The organism is Bacillus oleivorans (assembly GCF_900207585.1).
GTDB lineage: Bacteria > Bacillota > Bacilli > Bacillales > JC228 > Bacillus_BF > Bacillus_BF oleivorans.
Window position 1 is genome coordinate 53,973 of the sequence record NZ_OAOP01000012.1, and the last position, 23,008, is coordinate 76,980.

Here is a 23,008-nt window from a genome sequence, read left to right on the forward strand (position 1 = left end):
GGTTCTTGTGTTTCAAATGAAACAGAGGGACGGTTCTTGTGTTTCATTGAGTCATGGGTGAAACATGGGGATAGTTCTTCTGTTGCAATTCTTGGAACGTAAATAAGAAAAATGGGCTCGATTTAGATTTTATAAAAATCGAGCCCATTTTTTTTGTACTGTTCTACATCAATTTATGTGCCGTGCCGCCTGTTATATGTGCCGTTGCGCCCGGTTTATGTGTCGTTGCGCCTGTTATATGTGCCGTTGCGCCCGGTTTATGTGTCGTTGCGCCATGTTTATGTGCCGTGCCGCGCCGTTTATGTGCCGTTCCGCGCCGTTTATGTGCCGTTGCGCCCGGTTTATGTGTCGTTCCGCCCGGTTTATGTGCCGTTGCGCGCCGTTTATGTGCCGTTGCGCCCGGTTTATGTGCCGTTGCGCGCCGTTTATGTGTCGTTCCGCCCGGTTTATGTGCCGTTCCGCGCCGTTTATGTGCCGTTCCGCACCGTTTATGTGCCGTTCCGCACCATCTATGTGCCAATCCGTATTTTTTACCAGAATACACATATTAACTTGCAAAGTGTTAAAGGTCGTTAGAGATATCGATCTTATTTTTTGTATAAAGTTTTAGAAAATTAATCTCGTCACTGGAATATTATGTTAATATTGATTTGAAGTTGTAAAAATAATGGGACTAAAATCCTCTAAAAATATATCATAATTGTCGTACAGACATTTTCCTTGAGAAGGGAGAAATAATATATTAAAAATGTCCTTTAAGAGAGGGTTTCTATTTTTTACGAGTTTTTCGTTTATAGTATATCTATTATTTTATCTCATTTATGATGTAAGATTAGACATGATGCTCTTAACGTGGATTCACTTTATTCCAGGGTTTGCGTTTAATGGATTTTTAGAAATGTTTAGTCCGGATTTTCCTGAACTATTCTTCATTATTCCCATTGTCCTAACAGATGGCCTAATTGGCGGACTATTCACCATGATACTTCGGATTCGATTTCTTCAAAATATAAATATATGGATCTTTTTAATTATTACTTTTCTTTTATATCAACTCTGTGTTCACGCAATCATTCCACCAGTCAGAATTTATTAAACATTAGTCTTAGTCTGCAGTAATTACAATTCCTACATAAGAGAAGGTTGTATTTCAATTAATTTATGAAAATATAAAGGAAGTGATTGTTATTATTAATAAAGTCTAAATTTTAATAATTACCATGTTTAGTTTAGCCGGCTGCACTATAAATGAATCTTCGGACGGTAAAATCGATGAACAATTACAGACCTTAAATAACGAAATAAAGGCAATGAATGAAAAGTTACTAATTTATGAAAGAGAACTATCAGTAAAAGAACAAACCATCCAGGAATTAAAAGAAGAATTAGAAAACTATTCAGGTATGTACAGAGAACAGACTTCTTATTTAGAAAACCTTGCAAATATTAATCAACATTTAATTTTGAATATGCCGGATCTTACGCATATACAAGCCTTCATCAAGGAGATTAATGAACATAATGAAGAATTGACATTTTTAATTGATTACGCTAAATGGGAACATAACTCGGATGCTCCCAATAATGCCAATTTGGTGAATGAGAAAGAGGAAAATATTAAAATTAGGGTTAATAAGAATGTAGAGACTTATACTATAGAAAATGCTACGCCAACTTATAAAACATTAGAAGATTTTATAACAGAAAAGCATGAAGATCGTTTATATAACCTGTATTTTATTGAAAATAAACTAGTATTAATTATAGAACAATTATTGCCTTAAATAATATATAACTCTATCAATTAAATTTATCATAAATGTTATAAGTGAGGAGACAAAGCTGAATATCAATAACACAATTCCATATTTATTAGAATACTAAGAATTTAAAATGAAATGTTTTGAAAAAGGTGTTGAATATTTTGAAATTGATGATGATTACGAACAAGAAATCATTAAAGTCTACGATTACATAGAGTCTAAAAAATATATTATTGAAAGCATTAACCGGTGTAATCAACAGGGAACTAATTTGTAATTTGCATTCTACAAGATAACTATAAAAATTAATATTCTATTTTTAGGTGGGATTTTATGATAATCTCTAATGTTTTTGCAGTTGTCAGTCTTATAACAGCGACTATCCTTGGAATTTTCGGACAGCATTTATCTTACTTTTTAAACGACATTATTGATGGAGTCAACCTTTCCACATATTTAACTTTTATAACCTTTATAAGTATCGCATTGTTTATAGTCGTTCCAATATTAACTTTTATTTCTAAAAAAGTTCAAAAAGAAATGTTTGTATTGTATTTTATCGCGAGTGTTTTAATAGGAATTCCGGTTTCATTCTGGTCCTATTTTGTTTGGGCAATGTGGATGAGTGGAGGATAATAGAAAGAATGACTTTCGTTATTTTTTTGTTGAATTTTCCGGTATTATTCTATATCCAATTCTATAAGATCTAATATGTCACACCCATAGAGTGTAGTACTCTTTTGATAATAATAGATTTCTATTGTATGATTTATTTTTAAAGCTAGAATTACAAAAAAATTTCTATCAGTTGAGGTAAACTATGAAAAGCGTGTTACGTGAGATTAAATTAGAGGGCGGTTTTAATTTTCGTGATTTAGGTGGCTACCAGACAAAAGAAGGTCGTACGGTAAGATCGGGAATGTTATTTCGCTCAGGAAATTTAAGTAGATTGACAGAATCAGACCGGGAAATTGTGAAACAATTGGGTATCAAAAAAATCTGTGATTTGCGTGGAATGGACGAAGTTGAGAGATTCCCAGATCCAATTATTGACGATATAACTTGGCATCACACACCAATCCTTTCTGAAGAAAAGATGTTGGGGCAGGTTGGAGACGATACTGATTTTGCAGACCAGCTTAGGAAGACCAAGCCAGGGGAATTATTAATGAATTTGAATCAACATATGGTTACGTATAAGAGTGCATTCCGAAAAGTTTTTCAAGTACTATTAACCGAACCGAATCATCCTTTACTTTTCCATTGTATGGCTGGAAAAGATAGAACGGGTGCTGTCGCTGCACTCATTCTTAGAATTCTTGGAGTTCCTCGGGAAAAGATCTTAGAAGATTACTTATACACAAATGAAACACTTGAACAAATGGCAGTAAACTTTACGGAAATCGGGTATAATGACCTGCCAAATATCGATCAGGACGTATTAGATGCCTTGTTTGAGGCACGAACAGAGTATATAAATGCCTTTTTAGATGAGATTGATGCAAAATATGGAAATATAGATTTATATGCAAAAGAGTTCCTCGGTCTTTCAGAAAATGATATAAAAGTACTTAAAAGTCATTTATTAGAGTAAGCAACGGGGTAGCGATAATCAGGATAAAGCACTCCAAAAAGTTAGACACATGGTGACTAAAATGGTGATGTTAAATTACGGAGGAATGTCTATGTTGTCTAATTTAGAATTGATGGAACATCATGTAAATGTATTATTTAAACACGATTCTAAAAATAGAATGACAGTCGTGAATGAGCCACCTTACGATGTTGCACCAAAGATTTTCATTGGTGGCACCAAACTTGGTAGTTTAGTAAGGTATTCAATTACTCTTGATGAGAGCTTGTAGAACAGCTGCAACAAGTTGTCGGAACAAATCCTGGTGCTCATCTAGGGGAAATAATCAAGGTTTTAAGCATGGGCCATCAGTTCAATAACTTATGGATTGGACCAGCTTACGTGTTTCCTGATGTAAAAGACAGGGCTGGTACACAAGCTGTAGAAGTTACCCAAGAAAATAAAGAACTACTAAAGCCTTATTTTCCCTATACATTTGAGAATTTTAAGTATAAGCAACCTTGTTTTGTAATAGTTGAAGATAACATTACTGTTTCGATTTGTTGTAGTGCAAGGAAGTCAACAACCGCAGACGAAGCAAGTGTATTCACACATGAAGATTACCGCGGAAAAGGATACGGTTTGGACGTGACAAGTGCCTGGGCAGCAGAGGTACAAAAACAGGGACGAATTGCTCTATATAGTACTTCGTGGGACAATTTTGCATCTCAATCAGTGGCAAGGAAACTCAGATTGTTTCAGTATGGAACCGACATTCATATGAGTTAAAGTAATCGTAAAACGCAAGACTCTTTCTTCAGTAGCTAGAGTATAAGAACTATGGGCTGATCTCAGCTCTTTTTTCCTTTATCTATTATTCAGAAAATTATGATTTATAGATGGGATATTATGTTAAATTTGATTTAAAGCACATTTACAATTCAATAACACAATTCTTAAAAGTATTTAGGCTGGTTTGGTTAATTAGGAGCTAATCAAAGAAATATGATTGCTCTTGAAAATTTGTGAATGGAGTTACATTTATGAAACGGTTAGTGATTATGACAGTCGGCAAGACACATAGCGGGAAAACCACATTTGCTAAAGCTTTAGAACAGAAGTTACAAAATTCAATAGTAATTGACCAAGATAACCATGCTGAATTTATCAACAATTTTTATAAATCGTTACAGCCGAAGCAAGGACCTAATACCCTCAAGTACTCAATCAGTAAAACGATTGTTGATTATGCGGTTGATCACTCTAATTTTCATTTAATTCTGTGCAACTCAAATCGCACCCGCAAAGCCCGTTTGAATCTCTTCAAGTATTTTCATAGTAAAGGGTTTATCAGTATCCTCGTTAATTTCGATATTCCAGATGAAGTTCTTCAAGCACGGGTCGCTGCAACTCAGCGAAGCACATCTATATTTCGGAGTGCTGCTAGCTTCGAGGAAGTGCTTATTCGTCAGCAGGCTGAATCTCATAATAGCGAAGTTAAAGCACCAATAGAAAGTGAAGCCGATTATTTATTTGTAATAAAGAATTCTGATGATGTTCATTCCGTCTCTCGAGAAATTGTTAAGATTGCTCAAGAGTGAGGTTTAGTACATTTCTCTATGTGCTTCTTTGATAACGGGTCCGTTAATTCAAAAAGGTCAAACATTTTTTTGTTTAAGTTTTTGAGATATAGAAATAGGATCATTGAATAAGAAGAGAAAAGTGAATAACGGGGGGAGAATTTGAAATATAAATATTTAATATTCTTACTGTTTTCTATTTTGCTATTAACTGGCTGTCGACCGAGAATGGAAATATATCAGTTCACGGGGGAAATAAGGGAAATAAATACCGAAGAAAACACTATATTACTAGAAAAAGGAACATCTTTGAAGGAATTTATACTCAATAAAGAAAAAATCTTAAGATATAATATTGGACAAAAAATACAAGTTATATACGGTAATAAAACTGGACATGACGAAAACGACCCAAGCAATTTCGAAATTGTTAAGATTAACCTGATAAATCAAGAATAGTTAATATAATGTTGCGTAAAATGCAACCAGTAAAAGCCTTATCTTACAATTATTATCAGAGGAGGAATCCGATGAAGAAGATTGTATTTGTAATTACCTTATCCTTTTTCTTAGTTGGTTGTTCTGAAATTTCCTCAAGTGAACCCCTTACTTACAACGAAACCTCTCGCGAAGTTACTACAATAGAACACCTTGACTCAAAAATGTTCACGCATCATTATATGTACGATAACATGGACAGGGGAAATCATGATTACTTTAATAAAACATTAGTAGTGGATCCAAATTATAAAGAAGTTTCTAGAGGAGACGTAGTATTATTTGAAAAGGACAATGGTGAAAGATCTCTCTCAAGGATAGTTGCACTTCCAGAAGAAACAATCGCTATCCAAAAAGGGCAGATTTACATTAATAATAAAAAATTAGATACCTTTTATGGTTTTGCCCACCGAGCAGGTCTTGATAAAAAAGCATATGTAGAATTAATGGAAAATGAAACTAATCAAAAATCTGTTAAAGAAGTATTTAATTATAGTATGAAAAACCTGACACTATCGAACGAAGAATATTATTTAGTTAGTGACGATTGGTTTAGAGGAGAAATGCTAGTCGTAAGAAAAGATAAAATCATTGGGCAAGTAATGGGATATAAAAAATAGAAAATTATGGAGGGGGCTATTTGAGGAAATTATCTGTTTGCTTTTTTACCTCGAATTCTCCATCGAGTCATTCAAGTCAGCAATAGAAAAAAATGACACCATCTTGCCGACCGCGTGTGCAACAATTTTTTTGCCGCTTCCGGTATATTAATTTCGGGGTTTTCCGGTAGATACCCGTAAGTAGCTGAAAAATTTGTCTTATTCCTTAAACCAGAGACTGATTCTTTTCTCATCACATTTTCCGCTACTGATAATAGCAAAACAAAAGCCGCCTAGTTGATTCGTGGATGGAATATTATGATAAAAATAGACTTGTGTAATTTCTGAACTAACTCTGCAAAAATAGCAATATATTTAATAAAAAGAGGAGTGAACTCGCTTGGGTTCAAGAATTATGCATTACTGTATTTCATCCGTAATAGCTGACAAGATGAAAATGGAGTATAAAAATGAATTTATGTTAGGTGGTATAGCCCCTGATATTCATGGACTAATGGGGGTTCCAAAGGGTTTAACACATTTTCAAGATAAAGCTGGAAATAGACATGTAGATTACTTGAAATTTTTTAAAACATATAAAAATGTAATCAACGAACCTTTTTATCTTGGGTATTTATGTCACTTAATTTCGGATGAAGTTTGGTTAGATATGTTTTTTAAAAAAGTAGAGTACATTTCACCAGAACAATGGAAAGAAACGTTACAAACATGTTATCGAGATTTTGAAAGATTAAATGGGCGTATTGTCGAACAATACTCTTTACAATTTCACCAACACACCATTCCAAATGTAAACATAGAAGGATACAATACCGAGTTTTTACCCACTTTGCTTCGATTGTTATCTAACGACTTTTTAATAAATGAAGAATTAATGAGTGAGCATTTGGAACTTTTTATAAATGATAATAGTGAAATTATTGAGTATATTGACAAGTCAGTAAGTAAAAGTTTAAATTTTATATCTGATTTTGTAAGTTAAATATATAACTTCTTCAATATAGTGGGGCATTGATCTAAGTTGTACTGCACCCCAAATGTTAGATTCGTGTCTAACATTTGGGGTGCAGTACAAGAAGCAGAAACGCCTTTTTTTGTCGAAATTATTAAACTACCATGAAAGAACGTACAATTTTTCATTTTTCTGGTGGTGGATCTTGTTGCCTCATGGTTGACTTAAAGGGCAATTAGTTAAATAAATGACGCCCACATATAAAATAAACATATTCATGTTAGCAATCAATAAGAAATGTATCTTATGAAATTTTTTCTATAATAATAGTATACCTTTACTAAACTCTCATTGAAAGGAAGTTTGTAAATGAATGGAACAAATTTCAGTGTTGTGGAAACAGGTTCTTTTAGCAGTCTTTTGAGTACGACGAAGGATCCCATCCCAGGTAAGTACTTTCTGAAGGATAGGCTTGGACTAACCGGCATGGAGGTATCACTGAACCAACTGCCGGAAGGAGGCTCTATCCCGTTCTATCACACACATAGAGAGAATGAGGAGCTATACCTTTTTATTGGCGGCCGAGGTCAGTTCCAGGTGGATGGACAGGTTTTTGATGTCACGGAAGGAACTGCGGTTCGCGTTTCGCCTAAAGGCGAACGCACGCTACGCAATAACGGTACAAGCGATTTGTATTTCATCGTAATTCAAGTCCAGGCGGGCAGTCTCTGTCAATGGGTGGAGACGGATGGCGTCATAATCGATAAACACGTGACCTGGCAGGAATAGGATCAGATGCCACAGGACTACCCTATGATAAAATATTGAGAACAAACGGATACGAGAACTCAATCCATCATTCGAAGGTTGCTGAGAAGCGAGGATCGGTGGCAATTCAGCAATCAGGTGCTTAAATGGAATAACGAATAACAGCCCAATTTCCCTAAAGACTAAATTTTGTGAATTAAGAGGATATCAATATGAAAATACATCAATTAATTGCCAACAATATTAACTGTATATATGCTTTCTCGCCCGAAGATCAAGCAAGCTTGCCAAGTGGGGCATGAAAAATGATTCAAGGTTGATGTATACTCAAGGAAAGCCAAAAAGTGACAGAAAGAATTGGGGAAAATGAGAATGATCATTCAGCTGATCGAAATTGGAGTGTGGGTGTTCTGATGACAAATAGTAGAAAGAATCGTAAGGTTGATGGGTTTATAAGAAAAGCCCAAAAGTGGAAGGAAGAATTTGAGACGTTGAGAAATATCGTTCTTGACTGTGAGCTGACCGAAGATATTAAGTGGATGCATCCTTGTTACATGTTTGAGAACAAAAACATTGTTTTAATACATGGATTTAAAGAATATTGCGCGCTTCTGTTTCACAAAGGTGCCTTGTTGCAGGATCCCCATGGGATTCTAATCCAACAAACGGAGAATGTACAGGCGGTGCGCCAGATTCGGTTCACCAATGTTCAAGAAATAGTTGAGATGGAATCCATCTTGAAAGCCTATATTAATGAAGCCGTTGAAGTTGAAAAAGCCGGATTGGAAGTGAATTTAAAAGAGACTTCAGAATTTACTATTCCTGAAGAACTTCAAAATAAATTCGATGAAATCCCTGCCTTAAAAACTGCTTTTAAAAGCTTGACGCCGGGACGACAAAGAGCATACATTCTTTATTTTTCTAATGCCAAGCAATCTAAAACTCGAGAGTCAAGGGTTGAAAAATATATACAGCAAATTCTCAATGGAAAGGGATTAAATGATTAGTATTTCGATGAGATTATAAATTAATCAAACATTAAGATATTACCTCACTTTCCGTTCATTCAAACTCCTTTTTGGATCGCAGGTAACACTCGGGTCAAATAATTTAAAATGAATAAAACAAAAAAGTGATCCGTAGAGTATAAGCAAACTACTGTGTACCCTTTGGCTTTTTGCTGAAAGGTACGCTTTTCTGGAACGAACGAGTGCTAGAGTTAAAGAACAACGAGCTGATCGCAGCTCTTTTTCTTTTTGTGTTAACGAAGCAGGAGTTGAACAAAATTTAGATCAGTAGTTTAATTTAATTACAGTACATTTAAAAAAATTTGGGGGACTTAATTTTGATATGTGGGTTAATAAAGGATTTTCAATTTCTACAAAAAAAGAGTATTTAGATCTGCCATTAATACATAACTTTTTAAGTCAAGAAGCGTACTGGTCAAAGGGTATACCTGAGCAAATAGTAAAAAAGGCAATTGAAGTTTCTCCGCTATGTTTTGGAGTCTATAAAGGTGAAGCAGGTAAAGACGGTTTTGAACAAGTTGGTTTTGCAAGGGTAATTACTGATTTAGCCACGTTTGCTTATCTTTGTGATGTGTTTATATTGCCAGATTATCGTAAATTAGGGTTATCAAAATGGTTAATGGATATTATCACAAATCATTCCGAATTACAGGTTGTTCGTAGATTTATGCTAGCCACTAATGATGCACATTCATTATAAAGTCAATATGGTTTTGAGAATGTTAATCCCGAACTATTTATGCAAAAGGTCCTTAAAAATCCATATCAACAGTAAAATTTCTTCAACTAGTTTCCCCAAGTAGCGGGTGAACGGTTTAGTTGACGAGGTCCATGCCCCACGGGTGCTTACGTTCTACCCCGGTAACAGTGTACTATTAAAACCCAATGAAAAATGGTCAACCAGAAATATCTGCTAACCATATCATACGAAGAATGCTTTAGTCGAAGTAGAAACTATAAAAGGATCTCGAACAGAGGTCCTTATTTTATTGGGAGAATAACATCAATATTTTTAAACATAGCCAGTCCCATTTCGCATTTGGGACAGATTTTTTTAATGGAATGGGACATTGTTGAATACATATGTATAAACGCGCCATTTTAATTAGGATGGTTGGAAAACAGTTAGGAGCGCGTTGCCCTGGTGAATATAGGACGATGCTGCTAAACGGTCCTATTTTTCACGGAGGAAGTTCCGCCAAATATAGGCATTTGTCACCTATTTAACATCGTAAGCGTATACTGTTAGAGATTGAGAGGTGAAGGCTTTGGACCAACCAATTCGATTAAAGAATAATGGTCAGATAAGCATTGTGTTAAATTCACAAAAACGAAAAAATCTCAAAGATTCTCCATTTGAAAAAAAGCACACCATCTCCCATTCAGTCGGAAATGAGCACGCGGAATTAAGGGAGATCGAAGAAGAACTAGGTGCCTTAGTAGGCATGTCAGAAATGAAAAAAATGATAAAAGAAATTTATGCGTGGATATATGTGAATAAGAAGCGTGAAGAAGCCGGTCTTAAGTCGGGAAAACAGGCATTGCACATGATGTTTCGCGGAAATCCCGGTACAGGGAAAACGACAGTTGCAAGATTAATAGGTAAGCTGTTTCAAAAAATGAACGTCCTGTCAAAAGGGCACCTGATTGAAGCGGAACGTGCAGATTTAGTGGGAGAGTACATTGGACATACTGCACAAAAAACAAGAGATTTAATTAAAAAAGCAATCGGCGGTATTTTATTTATTGACGAGGCCTATTCTTTAGGCCGCGGCGGAGAAAAGGATTTCGGCAAAGAAGCAATAGACACCCTCGTTAAGCACATGGAAGATAAGCAGCACGAATTTATTTTAATTTTAGCGGGCTATTCAAGAGAGATGGAATACTTTTTAACATTAAACCCCGGATTAGAATCAAGATTCCCGCTCGTTCTAGACTTTCCCGATTATAGTGTGGACGAATTAATGGAAATTGGCAGCCGAATGTTGAAAGAGAAAGAATACGTATTAAGTTTGGAAGCTGAAAAGAAGCTGAGGGATCATCTAATTTGGAAAAAATCTCTCTTAAGCCCATCAGCCTTTTCTAACGGCCGATACGTTCGCAATCAAATAGAACGCGCCATCCGTTCACAAGCTATGAGACTATTACTTAACAATCAGTACGATCGTCAAGAACTTATGACAATCCGAAGTCACGATCTGCATTTTGAAGAAGATGATGATTAACTGGAGGAAGGGTCAGACTCCTATAGCTGGGGGACTGACCCCTTACATTTTTTAGCCGGCACATATATCCGGTTTTTCAATGTTTCAATAATTTTTAACCGCATTTTTTAACAAAACGGTTAAACTACCTCCTCTTGATAATTCCAATTTACGTGTAAAACCTGAATTATCCATTCCAGTTATTTCTCCCACACTATCCGGCAAAAATAATCCAACTTTCTACACAATCTAAACCACTTGATGTTGAGTCACTTTCATGATTAGATTAATCGTGGGATAGCAGAATACATAATAGATCATTAAATATTCAATCCAGAAAGAGGGGTATTATTGATACAAGAAAACCAAGAAATTAAAGAAAAAGCGATATTAGTTGGATGCCAGCTGCCATTCATGGAAGATGAACGGTTTCAATATTTAATGGAAGAACTGGGTTCCTTAGCTCACACTGCAAACGCAGAGGTAGTGATGGTGGTTGTCCAAAAGCGGGACCGAATCGACAATGCAACTTACATAGGAAAAGGAAAAGTGGCAGAACTGCAGGCATTAGAGGAAGAATTCGAACCGAGTCTTTTTATCTTTAATGATGAGTTATCTCCAAGCCAGGTGCGCAACTTAGGAAGGGAATTAAATGCAAAAATCATTGATCGCACCCAGCTGATTTTAGATATATTCGCGAGAAGAGCGCAATCAAGAGAAGGGAAACTCCAGGTTGAACTGGCGCAGCTCGAATATTTACTGCCTAGATTAGGCGGCCAAGGTGCCCAACTCTCCAGATTAGGAGGGGGAATTGGGACTAGAGGACCTGGGGAAACCAAACTGGAAACGGACAGAAGACATATTAATCGCAGAATTGATGAATTAAAACGCCAGCTCGAACAGGTGAGAAAGCACAGGGAACGGTATCGGGACCGCCGCAAAAAAAATAATGTGTTTCAAATTTCATTGGTCGGTTATACGAATGCTGGAAAGTCCACAATTTTTAACCGTTTAACTGATGAAGAGACATTAGAAGAAAACCTGTTATTTGCGACGCTTGATCCAACGACGAGAAAACTTCGTTTGCCAAGCGGGTTTCAAGCCTTACTTACGGATACAGTTGGATTTATTCAGCATTTGCCAACGACGTTAGTAGCAGCCTTCCGCTCGACATTAGAAGAAGTCAAGGAAGCGGACCTTTTAATTCATGTCGTCGACAGTTCCCATCCAGACTATGATCAGCATGAACGAACCGTCCGTTCGCTGCTAGAAAAGCTCGAAGCCTCTACCATTCCTGAGATTGTAGTCTATAATAAGAAAGATGCAAGTCCGGCGAACTTTGTGCGTTTATCCACACAAAACAGTTTACACATTAGTGCTTTGAAAGCAGAAGATTTAGATTTGCTTCTGCAAACAATTCAGCAATTTGTTACAGCTGAAATGAAACCATATGATGTGCAGCTCTCAAGCAGCCAAGGAAAAACGATGAATCAATTAAAGTTAGAAACCATCGTGAAAGAGGTTGTTTATGATGAGGAAAAGGATCAGTATCGCTGCAAAGGCTTTGCTCCAGAATGGCATCCACTATTTACACATCAAGAAAGGTAAGAGAATATGTTTTTATATTTAAATCATGGCAAACAAATCAAAGAAACGGTCGACTTGGTTGAACAGAAGATCGCACCAATTCATAAACGAATTGATGAAATGGTGCTTTCGAATCAAAATAAAGTATTAAGAAGTTTTCAGGCCAACAAAGTGAGTGACTCACACTTTAATCCGACTACCGGGTACGGCTATGACGACATGGGGAGAGATACGCTGGAAAAAGTGTATGCCGATGTCTTTGGCGGGGAAGCAGCTCTAGTCCGGCCGCAAATTATTTCAGGAACACATGCGATCACGATTGCCTTGTTTGGTATCTTGCGACCTGGCGATGAACTTCTATATATAACGGGGAATCCATACGATACGCTCGAAGAAATTGTTGGAATTAGAGGAGAAGGGGATGGTTCGTTAAAGGATTTCGGGATCAGTTATCAGGCTGTTCCTTTAACTGAACAAGGGCAGATTGACTTGGAAGCAGTTCAATCAGCTATTAAGCCGAATACGAAAATGATCGGAATCCAGCGCTCCAAAGGGTATGCGGTACGCCCATCTTTTACCGTAAACGAAATTAAAGAAATGATTGATTTTGTTAAAAGCATAAAAGACGATGTTGTGGTATTTGTTGATAATTGCTACGGAGAATTTGTGGAGGAAATCGAGCCTTGCCAAGTCGGGGCTGACTTGATGGCTGGCTCGCTCATAAAAAATCCTGGCGGCGGTCTGGCCAAAATTGGCGGATATATAGTCGGAAAAGAAAAGTATGTAAAATCCTGTTCTTACCGGCTAACATCACCAGGGATCGGAGCAGAAGCTGGTGCCTCCCTTTATAGTTTACAAGAAATGTACCAAGGGTTTTTCCTTGCACCACATGTGGTTGGTCAAGCTTTAAAAGGTGCGGTATTTACAGCCTGTTTCTTAGAGCAATTTGGCATGAAAACAGAACCTTCTTGGGACGCAACTAGAACAGACCTGATTCAATCGGTTCAATTCGATTCGACAGAAAAAATGGTGGCATTCTGTCAAGCGATTCAATATGCTTCACCGATTAATTCCCACGTCACTCCATATCCAAGCTATATGCCAGGTTACGAAGACGATGTCATTATGGCTGCGGGAACTTTTATCCAAGGGGCAAGCCTTGAATTAACGGCCGACGGTCCAATCCGCCCGCCATATGTCGCCTATGTCCAGGGCGGATTAACTTATGAACATGTGAAATTAGCGGTTTGTTACGCGATGGATCGGGTATTATAAAACAATGGGAGACTTCCTGAACGGGAGTCTTTTGTTTTTACTCTTTAAGTGCCGATTATAACTTAAAACTGTACATATAGAATAAATTTATCGAATTTAACTGAACTCAGATTGGTTTAACCGAACTGAGATTGGTTTATCCGAACTCAGGGCAGGTTTAACTGAACTCGGGACAGGTTTAACCGAACTCAGATTGGTTTAACCGAACTCAGGGCAGGTTTAACTGAACTCGGGGCAAGTTTTACCGAACTCAGAGCCGGATAACCGAACTCAGAGCCGGATAACCGAACTCAGAGCCGGATAACCGAACTCAGAGCCGGATAACCGAACTCAGAGCCGGATAACCGAACTCAGAGCTGAATAACCGAACTCAGAGCCGGATAACCGAACTCAGGGCAGGTTTAACCGAACCCAGAGCTGGATAACCGAACCCAGAGCCGGATAACCGAACTCAGGGCAAGTTTAACCGAACTCCGGGCAGGTTTAACCGAACTCCGGGCAGGTTTAACCGAACCCAGAGCCGGATAACCGAACTCGGGACAGGTTTAACCGAACTCCGGGCAGGTTTAACCGAACCCAGAGCCGGATAACCGAACTCAGGGCAGGTTTATCCGAACTCAGAGCCTGATAACCGAACAACACCGGATAACCGAACTCAAAACCATTTAACCAAACTCCCAACCCTTTAATTAAAATCAGCCCACTAACCACCATTCACCCAATAGACAAATCTCCCGAAAAATTATGTAAGAAAATCTAACATCTTATTGACATATTATATAACACTCAAATATAATGAAACTATCAAAGGAAAGGAAGGAGGAAAGTCATATGGCGAATAAAGAGATCCGACGTTCCATGCCTGTTTTTCAAATCGGTGCTGTCATGGAGCTGACTGATTTAACGGCCAGACAAATTAGATACTATGAAGAGCAGAAACTGATTTCACCAGCACGGACGGAAGGGAATCGCCGACTTTTTTCCCTCAATGACATTGACCGTCTTCTTGAAATTAAAGACTACTTAGATCAAGGGATCAATATGGCGGGGATCAGAAAACTAATGGAAGTGAATCAAGCATCTTCTGCACTTGAAGAGGATAAGGCTAAGGATAAAAGCCAAAAAGAATTAAGTGACGAAGAACTGCGCAGATTACTTCGTGAAGAGCTGCTTCAGGCTGGACGATTCCAAAAATCTGCATCTTTACGACAAGGGGATATGTCTAGATTTTTCCACTAAAAATAAGCGTTTTTACAATTAAGGGAGGAAATGATGTATGGGTAGATACTCAAGAGAAGATATTAAAAAGTTTGCTAAGGAAGAAAACGTGAAATTTATCAGACTTCAATTCACGGACATATTAGGAACCATTAAGAACGTTGAGATTCCAATCAGCCAATTAGATAAAGCATTAGACAATAAAATGATGTTCGATGGTTCATCTATTGAAGGATTTGTTCGTATCGAAGAATCTGATATGTATCTATATCCTGATTTAGACACTTGGGTAATCTTCCCATGGACGGCTGAAAAAGGTAAAGTGGCACGTTTGATTTGTGACATTTACAACCCAGACGGAACTCCATTTGCCGGGGACCCTCGTGCCAATCTAAAGAGAGTTCTTGCTGAAATGGAAGAACTGGGATTCACAGATTTCAACCTTGGACCTGAACCAGAATTCTTCTTATTCAAACTAAATGAAAAAGGCGAACCAACTCTTGATCTAAATGATAATGGCGGATACTTTGACCTTGCGCCAACAGACCTTGGTGAAAACTGCCGTCGCGATATCGTTCTTGAGCTTGAAGAAATGGGCTTTGAAATCGAAGCATCTCACCATGAGGTAGCCCCAGGACAACACGAAATTGACTTTAAATATGCAAGTGCAGTTAAAGCATGTGACGATATCCAAACTTTTAAGCTTGTAGTAAAAACAATTGCCCGTAAACACGGTTTACATGCAACGTTCATGCCAAAACCACTATTTGGTGTAAACGGAAGCGGAATGCACAGCAACCTTTCCCTATTCAGAAATGGTGAAAATGCGTTCTATGATCCAAATGGCAAGCTTGAACTAAGCGAAACAGCTTACCAATTTATCGCTGGAATTCTAAAGCATGCACCAAACTTTACGGCAATCACCAACCCAACCGTAAACTCTTACAAGCGCTTAGTACCTGGTTACGAAGCTCCAGTTTACGTAGCATGGTCTGCAAGAAACCGTTCTCCGCTTATGCGTATTCCTGCATCCCGCGGAATGAGCACACGTGTAGAAGTTCGCAGTGTAGACCCAGCAGCTAACCCATACTTAGCAATGGCTGTATTATTAAAAGCAGGTCTTGATGGAATCAAAAATAAATTCCAAGCACCTGCTCCAATTGACCGTAATATTTATGTGATGACAAAACAAGAAAGAGTAGAGGCTGGAATCATTGACCTTCCTGCAACTCTTTATCACGCTCTTGAAAATCTAAAGTCTGATGAAATCATCACTTCAGCTCTAGGGGATCACATTTTAGATCACTTCATTGAAGCAAAAGAGATTGAATGGGATATGTTCCGAACCCAAGTCCATCCTTGGGAGAGAGAACAATATATGCAAATGTACTAAAAAAGGAAAACCCTCGATACCAATGGTATGGAGGGTTTTTTATATAAAAAATATAATCGAATAAATGCAAGTAGGCCCAAATTTAATAGAGTGATGCTATACAATCCGGTTAAAAATCCTTTTGAAGCTTCAGCACTCTTTTTCCTCTTCCAATATAAATACAAAGGATACGCATAAATCCACTGAATAAAACCCAAGACTGGACGAGTTGCGTATAAAATTAGTTAACCAAGGCAACAAACTTTAAGGCTGATAGAGTATAGGGATGGTAAGCTTTTTACGGACACTGGATCCGTTATTTTTGAAAAAAGGGCAGATTTCAAAAATTAAAGGACACTGATTCCGTTATTCGTGTAAATTACGGCAATTTTTTGTTGGTTTTGGTAAAATAACGGAACATATGTCCGGTTGCTTCGTGAAAACAGTGGTTTTTATGGAAATAGCGGATCCTATGTCCGCTTAGAACAACAAATTAAGCTTTACTTTCTTAACTAACAAAAAAACAGGGCTCTTTCACTGTTTTTCTTATATTAATCATACGAAGAGTGCGGGAGAAGTTAAAATAATCTCCGCGGATCATTTTCTTTTAAGTGCTCCTGATCCTTTTCTTTACGTCTCCGGTCTGGAATAAACTTTTTATTGGTTTTTTTTATATAAACATCAAGTATTCCTGCTAGTACTAATATAGCAGTGAATATACCGATTAGAATCCACAGAACAGGCAAATACGTAACCTCCCTTGGTGCAGCTCAACTATTGTTATTCTATCATTATTTTAGTCGTCGTGTAAGGTAGAGATAGAATAATAGAATGAAATAGGGGTGGTGTGTTAGCGGTGGTGGGTTTGAATGATCGAATGGGGATTTGACTGATAGAATGGAGATTTGACCGATAAAACTAGGGATTAGACCCATAGAACGAGTATTTGACCGATAGAATCGGATTTTGACTGATAAAACCTAAATTTGACTGATATAAATATGTGATTCTGCGGAAATATTGATAAACTTCTAAGAGGGCATTTGACTTCTACGCTGCCAGTGAACTTTGATAAATAAAATACGTTAATATGACTTAAAATAGGGGATCTTTAAGGTATTTAAATTAATTAATGTTCACCCAACTATTAAGTGATTACCGGAAAGAAAACTACTGTTTGAATATAAGAAAAACAGTGAAATCGGGAGATTTTGCTTTCTATATTGAGGGAGTTTACTAAATCGATTCTTTTATCACTCAAAATTGCATAGAATTTATGGAGTTTATAAAAAAGGGTGATTATCGTGGCAAACCAAGCATTAGAACAAATTATACATGGTCTGAATCTTGATTTAGCGTGGGAATATGCAGCAGGGATTCAATATGCACAACATGCTAGCATGCTTAGCGGTGCTGCTTATTTTGCTATTGCTGAGGAATTGGAGGAACATTCCAAAGATGAATTTAACCATGCAATTGAATTAAGTAGGCTAATTCAATATCTTGGAGGTATCCCTACAACACAAGTAGCACCCCGGGCTACTTCGAGGAACAATGAAGAAATGCTGCGTCAAGACCTACAAGGTGAATATGACGCGATTCGTCGCTATTTACAACGAATCCAACAACTTGAAGCACTTGGTATGTACGACTCCTCACAAATCATTAGAGAGATTGTGGTTACTGAACAAGAACATGCTATAGACCTAGAAGTAGCTTTGGGAATTGAAAAAACATTTATTGGTCCAACTAAGTTATCATTCGAATAATAATAAAAGAGTACCTAAATTTTAGAGAGGTTCGACAATTGCAACTGGTAGCTTTAGTCAAATTAGATTTCAGCTTTAAAAAGGCTTTATATACAAGATTTTATAAGTGAATTGTATAAAAAGCCTTTTTTCTATTCGAAATATATCCTGTTTTTTATTATCCAGCACAAATTCACTGATATTCCTGCCCAAAGTTTTATTGAGAAACATATAATTGCCAAAAGTATCGAGATAAGAGATGTAAATGAGAGTATTTAATAAAAACTCAATCCATAAACAATGAAATGTCGATTAAGAGATAGATTAAACTCGTATATATTAAGGGAAGGCAACTTATGGTTAAAAACCTGGCAAAAATATAGGTTAGGTCACAATTAGCGACATTCCTAATAAACCAAACAAAACCCTACTCATCCGCACACACGGAGGAATAGGGTTTTTCAAATAATATGGCTCTTCCATTCATTAATGAATATGACGGTAAACACCAATTACTTTTCCAAGGATTACAACATTCCGTACGATAATCGGGTCCATCGTGGAATTTTCTGGCTGTAATCGGATAAAATCTTTTTCTTTAAAAAATCGTTTGACTGTTGCTTCGTCGTCTTCTGTCATGGCAACAACAATTTCACCATTTCGGGCCGTTTGCTGCTGTCTGACTACAACATAGTCACCATCTAAAATACCCGCTTCAATCATACTGTCACCCATAACTTCAAGCATAAAAACCTGCTCATCCTGTGGTGCCAGTCTTTCTGGTAAAGGGAAGTACTCTTCGACATTTTCAATCGCAGTAATCGGGATCCCAGCTGTAACCTTACCAACAATAGGTACATTACGCACTTCATTTCTAGGGATGCTATCTTCCTCTAACTCTAGCACTTCAATTGCTCTCGGTTTAGTAGGGTCTCTGCGAATGAGTCCTTTGCTCTCAAGCCTTGCCAAATGACCATGAACCGTTGAGCTCGAAGCAAGTCCAACAGCTTCTCCGATTTCTCTTACAGATGGCGGATATCCTTTGCTTTTTACTTCGTCCTTTATAAAATTCAGAATATCTTGCTGTCTTTTGGAAAGTTTTGTCATATTACCGCACCTCGTCTAGCAATTCTTGGAACAATTATAGCACGACTCTAGTGAAGATACAAACATAAGTTCGAATTTTTTCTTGACTAAAACGTATGTTCGTATTATTATAAAGTCGAACATATATTCCGAACAAATATTCGTATAAAGGGGAAGTTGAAAATGAGTGCATTTTTAAAGAAAAATTCCTACACAGTTCTTTTCTTAATCGTTGCTTGGCTACTAGCATTTACTTACATACATTTAACGACAGACTCCAATTCAGAACAATATCAAACAATCACGATTTCATCTGGCGATACATTATGGAAAATTGCATCAGAGTTTCAGCATGAAACTGGCTATTCGATCCAAGATTTTATTGCATGGGTAGAAAACCAAAATCAAATTACTGGCCGTGAGATTAAGCCGGGTGATCAAATCATCATTCCGATCGAAAACGTGAGAGAGCTTCAATATTTTGCATCATCAGGAGAATAAGGAATGCTTCAATCTATCATCTATTGCAGGGTTAGTACAACTAAAGATTCACAAGAGACTTCTCTTGAACGCCAGGAACAAGAATTAACCCAATGGGCCAAACAAAAAGGGGCCGATATTGTAGAAATCGTAAAGGAAAAGCATAGCGGCTATGAAATAGATCGCGAAGGTTTTTTTCGTATACTTGAACTAATCAAGTCCGGGAAGGCCAATTCTATTTTTATTCAGGACGAAACGAGAATCGGCAGAGGAAATGCGAGAATCGTTTTACTTCATTTTTTAATCAAAGAGAATGCCAAAATATTTTCTCTTTATCAGGGTGGAGAATTAGAACTGTCAGAAGGAGATACTCTTGTTCTGCAAATTCTTTCTTTAGTAGAAGAATACCAGAGAAAATTGCGAAATATGAAGATCAGCAGGGGGATGCAGCGGGCGCTGAATAAAGGTTTTGACCCCAGCAAAAATTTAAAAAATGTCAATCAGGCATTGGGAAGAGATAAAATTGAAGTACCGATTCAGGAAATTGTCAGATTAAGACAACATAAGTTAACCTTTCAGGAAATAGCTGCTACTTTACGCGGACTGGGCTACGATGTTTCGAAAGCAACCGTACACCGCAGATTTAAAGAATATGAGCAATCAAAGGATCAGACATCGCTTTAGTTGAAATTGAAAAGGACATCTAGTATCATGGGAAAAGACGCTCAGGGAGCATAAGTAAAGGAGCGATACCCATGCTGCCGGAAAAGAAATTAAATCGAATCAATGAACTGGCAAAGAAAGCAAAAAATGAAGGATTAACGGAATCAGAAGCCAAAGAACAAACGGCACTCCGTAAAGAATATCTTCAAGTATTTCGTTCTTCTATGTTAAATACTCTAGAATCTGTCACAATCGTAGACCCAAAAGGAAATGATGTGACGCCTGCTAAATTAGTGGATCGAAAAAATCGGAAAAAACTGCACTAGCTAGTTAAAAAAAGGGATACAGCAGAAAATGTATCCCTTTTTTAGCTGGATTTTTTGCACTTTAAAGTATAAAATTTTAGCCATAGAAAAAATCTTGGTATTCTCCTTTTACTTCTCAGTATTTTTACATACTCATTATCATCTATAGGTAAACTCTAGATATGAAAAACAGAATGTGGATTAAGTGATGAAAGGAATGTTTCTAATGTTTAATGAAAAGGATCAGCTTGCCGTAAATACGATTCGAACACTTTCAATTGATGCGGTTGAAAAAGCAAATTCAGGACATCCTGGTATGCCAATGGGGGCAGCTCCAATGGCGTATGCGCTTTGGACACGCTTTATGAATCATAACCCTCAAAATCCTGCCTGGTTTAATAGAGACCGTTTTGTCCTGTCAGCAGGACACGGATCCATGCTGCTCTACAGCCTATTGCATCTATCTGGATATGACTTAACGCTGGACGATATTAAAAATTTCCGTCAATGGGGGAGCCGTACTCCTGGTCATCCGGAATACAAACATACACCTGGTGTGGAAGCAACTACAGGTCCATTAGGACAAGGGATTGGCATGGCTGTTGGGATGGCGATGGCTGAAAGACATTTAGCCGCTACCTATAATCAAGAAGATATCAATCTAATCGATCATTATACATATGCCATTTGCGGGGATGGCGATTTAATGGAGGGGGTTGCAGCTGAGGCTGTCTCTCTTGCAGGACATTTAAAGCTTGGCCGCTTAATTGTTCTTTATGATTCCAATGACATTTCATTGGATGGCGACTTAAATAAATCATTTTCCGAAAATATCCAGAAACGCTTCGAATCGTATGGATGGCATTATCTTCGTGTTAATGATGGAACAGACTTAGAAGAAATTGCAAATGCGATTGACGCAGCGAAGGCGGAGCTATCAGCACCAACATTAATTGAAGTGAAAACAGTAATTGGCTTCGGTGCCCCAAGTAAAGCTGGTACATCCGGAGCTCATGGTGCTCCGTTAGGAAGAGAAGAACTCATTAAGACAAAGGCAGCATATAAATGGGATTTTGAGTCTGATTTCCATGTTCCTGAAGAAGTGTATAATTTATTTAAATCAAGTGTTTTGGAAAAAGGAAAGCAAGAAGAGGCTAAGTGGAACCAATTATTTGAAACCTATGCTTCTAAATATCCCGATTTAGCGAATCAGCTGCAAAAGGCGATTCATCAAGAATTGCCTGATAACTGGGATCAAGGACTGCCAGAATATGAGGTAGGAAAAGCAAAGGCTACCCGTGCTTCCTCTGGTGAAGTACTAAATGCCTTAGCCCAAAATGTTCCTTATATTTTTGGCGGATCTGCGGACTTAGCCGGTTCTAATAAAACCATGATTAAAGGCTCTGATGATTTTAGCGGGGAAAGCTATCAAGGGCGTAATATATGGTTCGGTGTACGTGAGTTTGCGATGGCTGCAGCCTTGAACGGGATGGCCTTACATGGAGGACTTCGTGTATTCGGAGGAACCTTCTTTGTATTCTCTGACTACCTCAGGCCAGCCATTCGCTTATCTGCGTTAATGGGTGTTCCGGTTACTTATGTGCTAACACACGATAGTATTGCAGTTGGTGAGGACGGGCCAACACATGAACCTGTAGAGCATTTGCCGGCACTTCGGGCGATGCCGAACCTATCTGTCATCAGACCGGCGGATGCCAATGAAGTTAAAGCTGCATGGAAAATAGCAGTGTCTTCGAAAGAACGTCCAAGCTTATTAGTACTGTCTCGTCAGGACTTGCCGACTTTGCCAAATACGGCGTCACGAGCAGACGAAGGAGTTGCAAAGGGAGCATATGTTGTATCTCCAGCAGAAAAAGAAGTGCCGGATGTTTTATTGCTTGCTACCGGAAGTGAAGTCAGTCTCGCTGTAGAAGCACAACAAGCACTTCGCCAAGACGGAATTGAAGCTTCAGTCGTCAGTATGCCTGCATGGGACCGGTTTGAAGAACAGTCGGCTTCCTATAAAGAATCTGTGCTGCCAAAGGCTGTTAAAAAACGTCTTGCGATTGAAATGGCTTCACCACTTGGCTGGGACAGATACGTTGGTGATGAAGGAGAAATACTCGGAATTCACCAATTCGGAGCATCGGCTCCTGGTGAAATTGTCGTTGCCGAATATGGTTTTACGGTTGAAAATGTAGTTACGAAAATAAAAGCGATGTTTTCATAAACAATCAAAAGTGCATTCTTCCGAACAGGAAAGGATGCACTTTTTTTCGTATCAGACC

At 37.8% G+C, this 23,008-nt stretch carries 25 protein-coding genes; 23 read left to right on the forward strand and 2 right to left on the reverse strand.

Going from position 1 to position 23,008, the window contains the following annotated elements:
* Positions 1-153 precede the first annotated feature (153 nt).
* The 18 genes from CRO56_RS22685 (at position 154) to glnA (ending at position 16,459) form a co-directional block, all read left to right on the forward strand.
* Entirely contained in the window at positions 154-576 is a 423-nt protein-coding gene (locus CRO56_RS22685) for a hypothetical protein (RefSeq protein WP_142305233.1), read from the forward strand.
* A gap of 734 nt (positions 577-1,310) precedes the next feature.
* Positions 1,311-1,784: a hypothetical protein gene (locus CRO56_RS20405; RefSeq protein WP_097160481.1), complete on the forward strand. Its 474-nt coding sequence runs from the start codon at positions 1,311-1,313 to the stop codon at positions 1,782-1,784.
* 312 nt (positions 1,785-2,096) lie between these two features.
* A complete protein-coding gene (locus tag CRO56_RS20410; protein WP_097160482.1) occupies positions 2,097-2,399 on the forward strand; it encodes a hypothetical protein in 303 nt (100 codons plus the stop codon).
* A 184-nt stretch (positions 2,400-2,583) separates the two neighbouring features.
* On the forward strand, positions 2,584-3,357 hold the full coding sequence (locus CRO56_RS20415; RefSeq protein WP_097160483.1) for a tyrosine-protein phosphatase: 774 nt from the start codon (positions 2,584-2,586) through the stop codon (positions 3,355-3,357).
* Positions 3,358-3,418: 61 nt separating this feature from the next.
* Complete coding sequence (locus CRO56_RS23315) at positions 3,419-3,628, forward strand: hypothetical protein (protein ID WP_245856042.1); 210 nt, start codon at positions 3,419-3,421, stop codon at positions 3,626-3,628.
* A gap of 68 nt (positions 3,629-3,696) precedes the next feature.
* Positions 3,697-4,125: a GNAT family N-acetyltransferase gene (locus CRO56_RS23320; protein WP_245856044.1), complete on the forward strand. Its 429-nt coding sequence runs from the start codon at positions 3,697-3,699 to the stop codon at positions 4,123-4,125.
* 254 nt (positions 4,126-4,379) lie between these two features.
* Positions 4,380-4,937, forward strand: coding sequence for an ATP-binding protein (locus CRO56_RS20425; protein ID WP_097160484.1), 558 nt, complete (start codon positions 4,380-4,382; stop codon positions 4,935-4,937).
* Positions 4,938-5,078: 141 nt separating this feature from the next.
* Complete coding sequence (locus tag CRO56_RS20430) at positions 5,079-5,375, forward strand: hypothetical protein (protein ID WP_097160485.1); 297 nt, start codon at positions 5,079-5,081, stop codon at positions 5,373-5,375.
* Positions 5,376-5,446: 71 nt separating this feature from the next.
* A complete protein-coding gene (locus CRO56_RS20435) occupies positions 5,447-6,034 on the forward strand; it encodes a S26 family signal peptidase (RefSeq protein ID WP_097160486.1) in 588 nt (195 codons plus the stop codon).
* A gap of 379 nt (positions 6,035-6,413) precedes the next feature.
* Positions 6,414-7,016 (forward strand): zinc dependent phospholipase C family protein, encoded by a 603-nt coding sequence (locus tag CRO56_RS20440; RefSeq protein WP_097160487.1) that lies wholly within the window; start codon positions 6,414-6,416, stop codon positions 7,014-7,016.
* 339 nt (positions 7,017-7,355) lie between these two features.
* Positions 7,356-7,775, forward strand: a complete 420-nt coding sequence (locus tag CRO56_RS20445) for a cupin domain-containing protein (RefSeq protein WP_097160488.1) — start codon at positions 7,356-7,358, stop codon at positions 7,773-7,775.
* Positions 7,776-8,167: 392 nt separating this feature from the next.
* Complete coding sequence (locus CRO56_RS20450; protein ID WP_097160556.1) at positions 8,168-8,761, forward strand: YdeI/OmpD-associated family protein; 594 nt, start codon at positions 8,168-8,170, stop codon at positions 8,759-8,761.
* Between the two features lie 343 nt (positions 8,762-9,104).
* Positions 9,105-9,482: a GNAT family N-acetyltransferase gene (locus CRO56_RS20455; RefSeq protein WP_342745904.1), complete on the forward strand. Its 378-nt coding sequence runs from the start codon at positions 9,105-9,107 to the stop codon at positions 9,480-9,482.
* 568 nt (positions 9,483-10,050) lie between these two features.
* Positions 10,051-11,007 carry a stage V sporulation protein K gene (spoVK, locus tag CRO56_RS20460; protein WP_097160489.1) on the forward strand — a complete coding sequence of 319 codons (957 nt, stop codon included), beginning with the start codon at positions 10,051-10,053 and terminating at the stop codon, positions 11,005-11,007.
* Between the two features lie 393 nt (positions 11,008-11,400).
* Positions 11,401-12,594: a GTPase HflX gene (gene hflX / locus CRO56_RS20465; protein WP_097160557.1), complete on the forward strand. Its 1,194-nt coding sequence runs from the start codon at positions 11,401-11,403 to the stop codon at positions 12,592-12,594.
* Positions 12,595-12,600: 6 nt separating this feature from the next.
* Positions 12,601-13,848 (forward strand): methionine gamma-lyase family protein, encoded by a 1,248-nt coding sequence (locus CRO56_RS20470; RefSeq protein ID WP_097160490.1) that lies wholly within the window; start codon positions 12,601-12,603, stop codon positions 13,846-13,848.
* 831 nt (positions 13,849-14,679) lie between these two features.
* The gene (locus tag CRO56_RS20480; RefSeq protein ID WP_097160492.1) at positions 14,680-15,087 is read left to right on the forward strand and encodes a MerR family transcriptional regulator; all 408 of its coding nucleotides are present in this window, start codon (positions 14,680-14,682) and stop codon (positions 15,085-15,087) included.
* Between the two features lie 37 nt (positions 15,088-15,124).
* The gene (glnA, locus tag CRO56_RS20485; RefSeq protein ID WP_097160493.1) at positions 15,125-16,459 is read left to right on the forward strand and encodes a type I glutamate--ammonia ligase; all 1,335 of its coding nucleotides are present in this window, start codon (positions 15,125-15,127) and stop codon (positions 16,457-16,459) included.
* A 557-nt stretch (positions 16,460-17,016) separates the two neighbouring features.
* Here the strand turns inward: glnA and CRO56_RS23050 are convergent.
* The gene (locus tag CRO56_RS23050) at positions 17,017-17,184 is read right to left on the reverse strand and encodes a hypothetical protein (RefSeq protein WP_179714382.1); all 168 of its coding nucleotides are present in this window, start codon (positions 17,182-17,184) and stop codon (positions 17,017-17,019) included.
* 558 nt (positions 17,185-17,742) lie between these two features.
* Between CRO56_RS23050 and CRO56_RS20490 the strand changes: the two genes are divergently transcribed.
* Positions 17,743-18,207 carry a ferritin-like domain-containing protein gene (locus tag CRO56_RS20490; protein ID WP_097160494.1) on the forward strand — a complete coding sequence of 155 codons (465 nt, stop codon included), beginning with the start codon at positions 17,743-17,745 and terminating at the stop codon, positions 18,205-18,207.
* Between the two features lie 465 nt (positions 18,208-18,672).
* Here CRO56_RS20490 and lexA read toward each other — a convergent pair whose 3' ends face one another.
* A complete protein-coding gene (gene lexA, locus CRO56_RS20495) occupies positions 18,673-19,293 on the reverse strand; it encodes a transcriptional repressor LexA (protein ID WP_097160495.1) in 621 nt (206 codons plus the stop codon).
* Between the two features lie 162 nt (positions 19,294-19,455).
* On the opposite strand from lexA, the gene yneA reads away from it, so the two are divergent.
* The 4 genes from yneA to tkt all read left to right on the forward strand — a co-directional run bounded on the left by yneA (position 19,456) and on the right by tkt (position 22,950).
* On the forward strand, positions 19,456-19,773 hold the full coding sequence (yneA, locus tag CRO56_RS20500; RefSeq protein WP_097160496.1) for a cell division suppressor protein YneA: 318 nt from the start codon (positions 19,456-19,458) through the stop codon (positions 19,771-19,773).
* A 3-nt stretch (positions 19,774-19,776) separates the two neighbouring features.
* On the forward strand, positions 19,777-20,436 hold the full coding sequence (locus CRO56_RS20505; protein ID WP_097160497.1) for a YneB family resolvase-like protein: 660 nt from the start codon (positions 19,777-19,779) through the stop codon (positions 20,434-20,436).
* A 71-nt stretch (positions 20,437-20,507) separates the two neighbouring features.
* On the forward strand, positions 20,508-20,741 hold the full coding sequence (locus CRO56_RS20510) for a DUF896 domain-containing protein (protein ID WP_097160498.1): 234 nt from the start codon (positions 20,508-20,510) through the stop codon (positions 20,739-20,741).
* Between the two features lie 205 nt (positions 20,742-20,946).
* Positions 20,947-22,950, forward strand: a complete 2,004-nt coding sequence (gene tkt / locus CRO56_RS20515; protein WP_097160558.1) for a transketolase — start codon at positions 20,947-20,949, stop codon at positions 22,948-22,950.
* The last annotated feature ends 58 nt before the right edge of the window (positions 22,951-23,008 follow it).

What these genes read in the sequence shown, in the direction of transcription:
- CRO56_RS20405 (WP_097160481.1), top strand. Translation starts at nt 1,311, where the DNA reads ATGAATGAAAAGTTACTAATTTATGAAAGAGAACTATCAGTAAAAGAA.
- CRO56_RS20410 (WP_097160482.1), top strand. Translation starts at nt 2,097, where the DNA reads ATGATAATCTCTAATGTTTTTGCAGTTGTCAGTCTTATAACAGCGACT.
- CRO56_RS20415 (WP_097160483.1), top strand. Translation starts at nt 2,584, where the DNA reads ATGAAAAGCGTGTTACGTGAGATTAAATTAGAGGGCGGTTTTAATTTT.
- CRO56_RS23315 (WP_245856042.1), top strand. Translation starts at nt 3,419, where the DNA reads ATGGTGATGTTAAATTACGGAGGAATGTCTATGTTGTCTAATTTAGAA.
- CRO56_RS23320 (WP_245856044.1), top strand. Translation starts at nt 3,697, where the DNA reads ATGGGCCATCAGTTCAATAACTTATGGATTGGACCAGCTTACGTGTTT.
- CRO56_RS20425 (WP_097160484.1), top strand. Translation starts at nt 4,380, where the DNA reads ATGAAACGGTTAGTGATTATGACAGTCGGCAAGACACATAGCGGGAAA.
- CRO56_RS20435 (WP_097160486.1), top strand. Translation starts at nt 5,447, where the DNA reads ATGAAGAAGATTGTATTTGTAATTACCTTATCCTTTTTCTTAGTTGGT.
- CRO56_RS20445 (WP_097160488.1), top strand. Translation starts at nt 7,356, where the DNA reads ATGAATGGAACAAATTTCAGTGTTGTGGAAACAGGTTCTTTTAGCAGT.
- CRO56_RS20450 (WP_097160556.1), top strand. Translation starts at nt 8,168, where the DNA reads ATGACAAATAGTAGAAAGAATCGTAAGGTTGATGGGTTTATAAGAAAA.
- CRO56_RS20455 (WP_342745904.1), top strand. Translation starts at nt 9,105, where the DNA reads ATGTGGGTTAATAAAGGATTTTCAATTTCTACAAAAAAAGAGTATTTA.
- hflX (WP_097160557.1), top strand. Translation starts at nt 11,401, where the DNA reads ATGGAAGATGAACGGTTTCAATATTTAATGGAAGAACTGGGTTCCTTA.
- CRO56_RS20470 (WP_097160490.1), top strand. Translation starts at nt 12,601, where the DNA reads ATGTTTTTATATTTAAATCATGGCAAACAAATCAAAGAAACGGTCGAC.
- CRO56_RS20480 (WP_097160492.1), top strand. Translation starts at nt 14,680, where the DNA reads ATGGCGAATAAAGAGATCCGACGTTCCATGCCTGTTTTTCAAATCGGT.
- glnA (WP_097160493.1), top strand. Translation starts at nt 15,125, where the DNA reads ATGGGTAGATACTCAAGAGAAGATATTAAAAAGTTTGCTAAGGAAGAA.
- lexA (WP_097160495.1), bottom strand. Translation starts at nt 19,293, where the DNA reads ATGACAAAACTTTCCAAAAGACAGCAAGATATTCTGAATTTTATAAAG.
- yneA (WP_097160496.1), top strand. Translation starts at nt 19,456, where the DNA reads ATGAGTGCATTTTTAAAGAAAAATTCCTACACAGTTCTTTTCTTAATC.
- CRO56_RS20505 (WP_097160497.1), top strand. Translation starts at nt 19,777, where the DNA reads ATGCTTCAATCTATCATCTATTGCAGGGTTAGTACAACTAAAGATTCA.
- CRO56_RS20510 (WP_097160498.1), top strand. Translation starts at nt 20,508, where the DNA reads ATGCTGCCGGAAAAGAAATTAAATCGAATCAATGAACTGGCAAAGAAA.
- tkt (WP_097160558.1), top strand. Translation starts at nt 20,947, where the DNA reads ATGTTTAATGAAAAGGATCAGCTTGCCGTAAATACGATTCGAACACTT.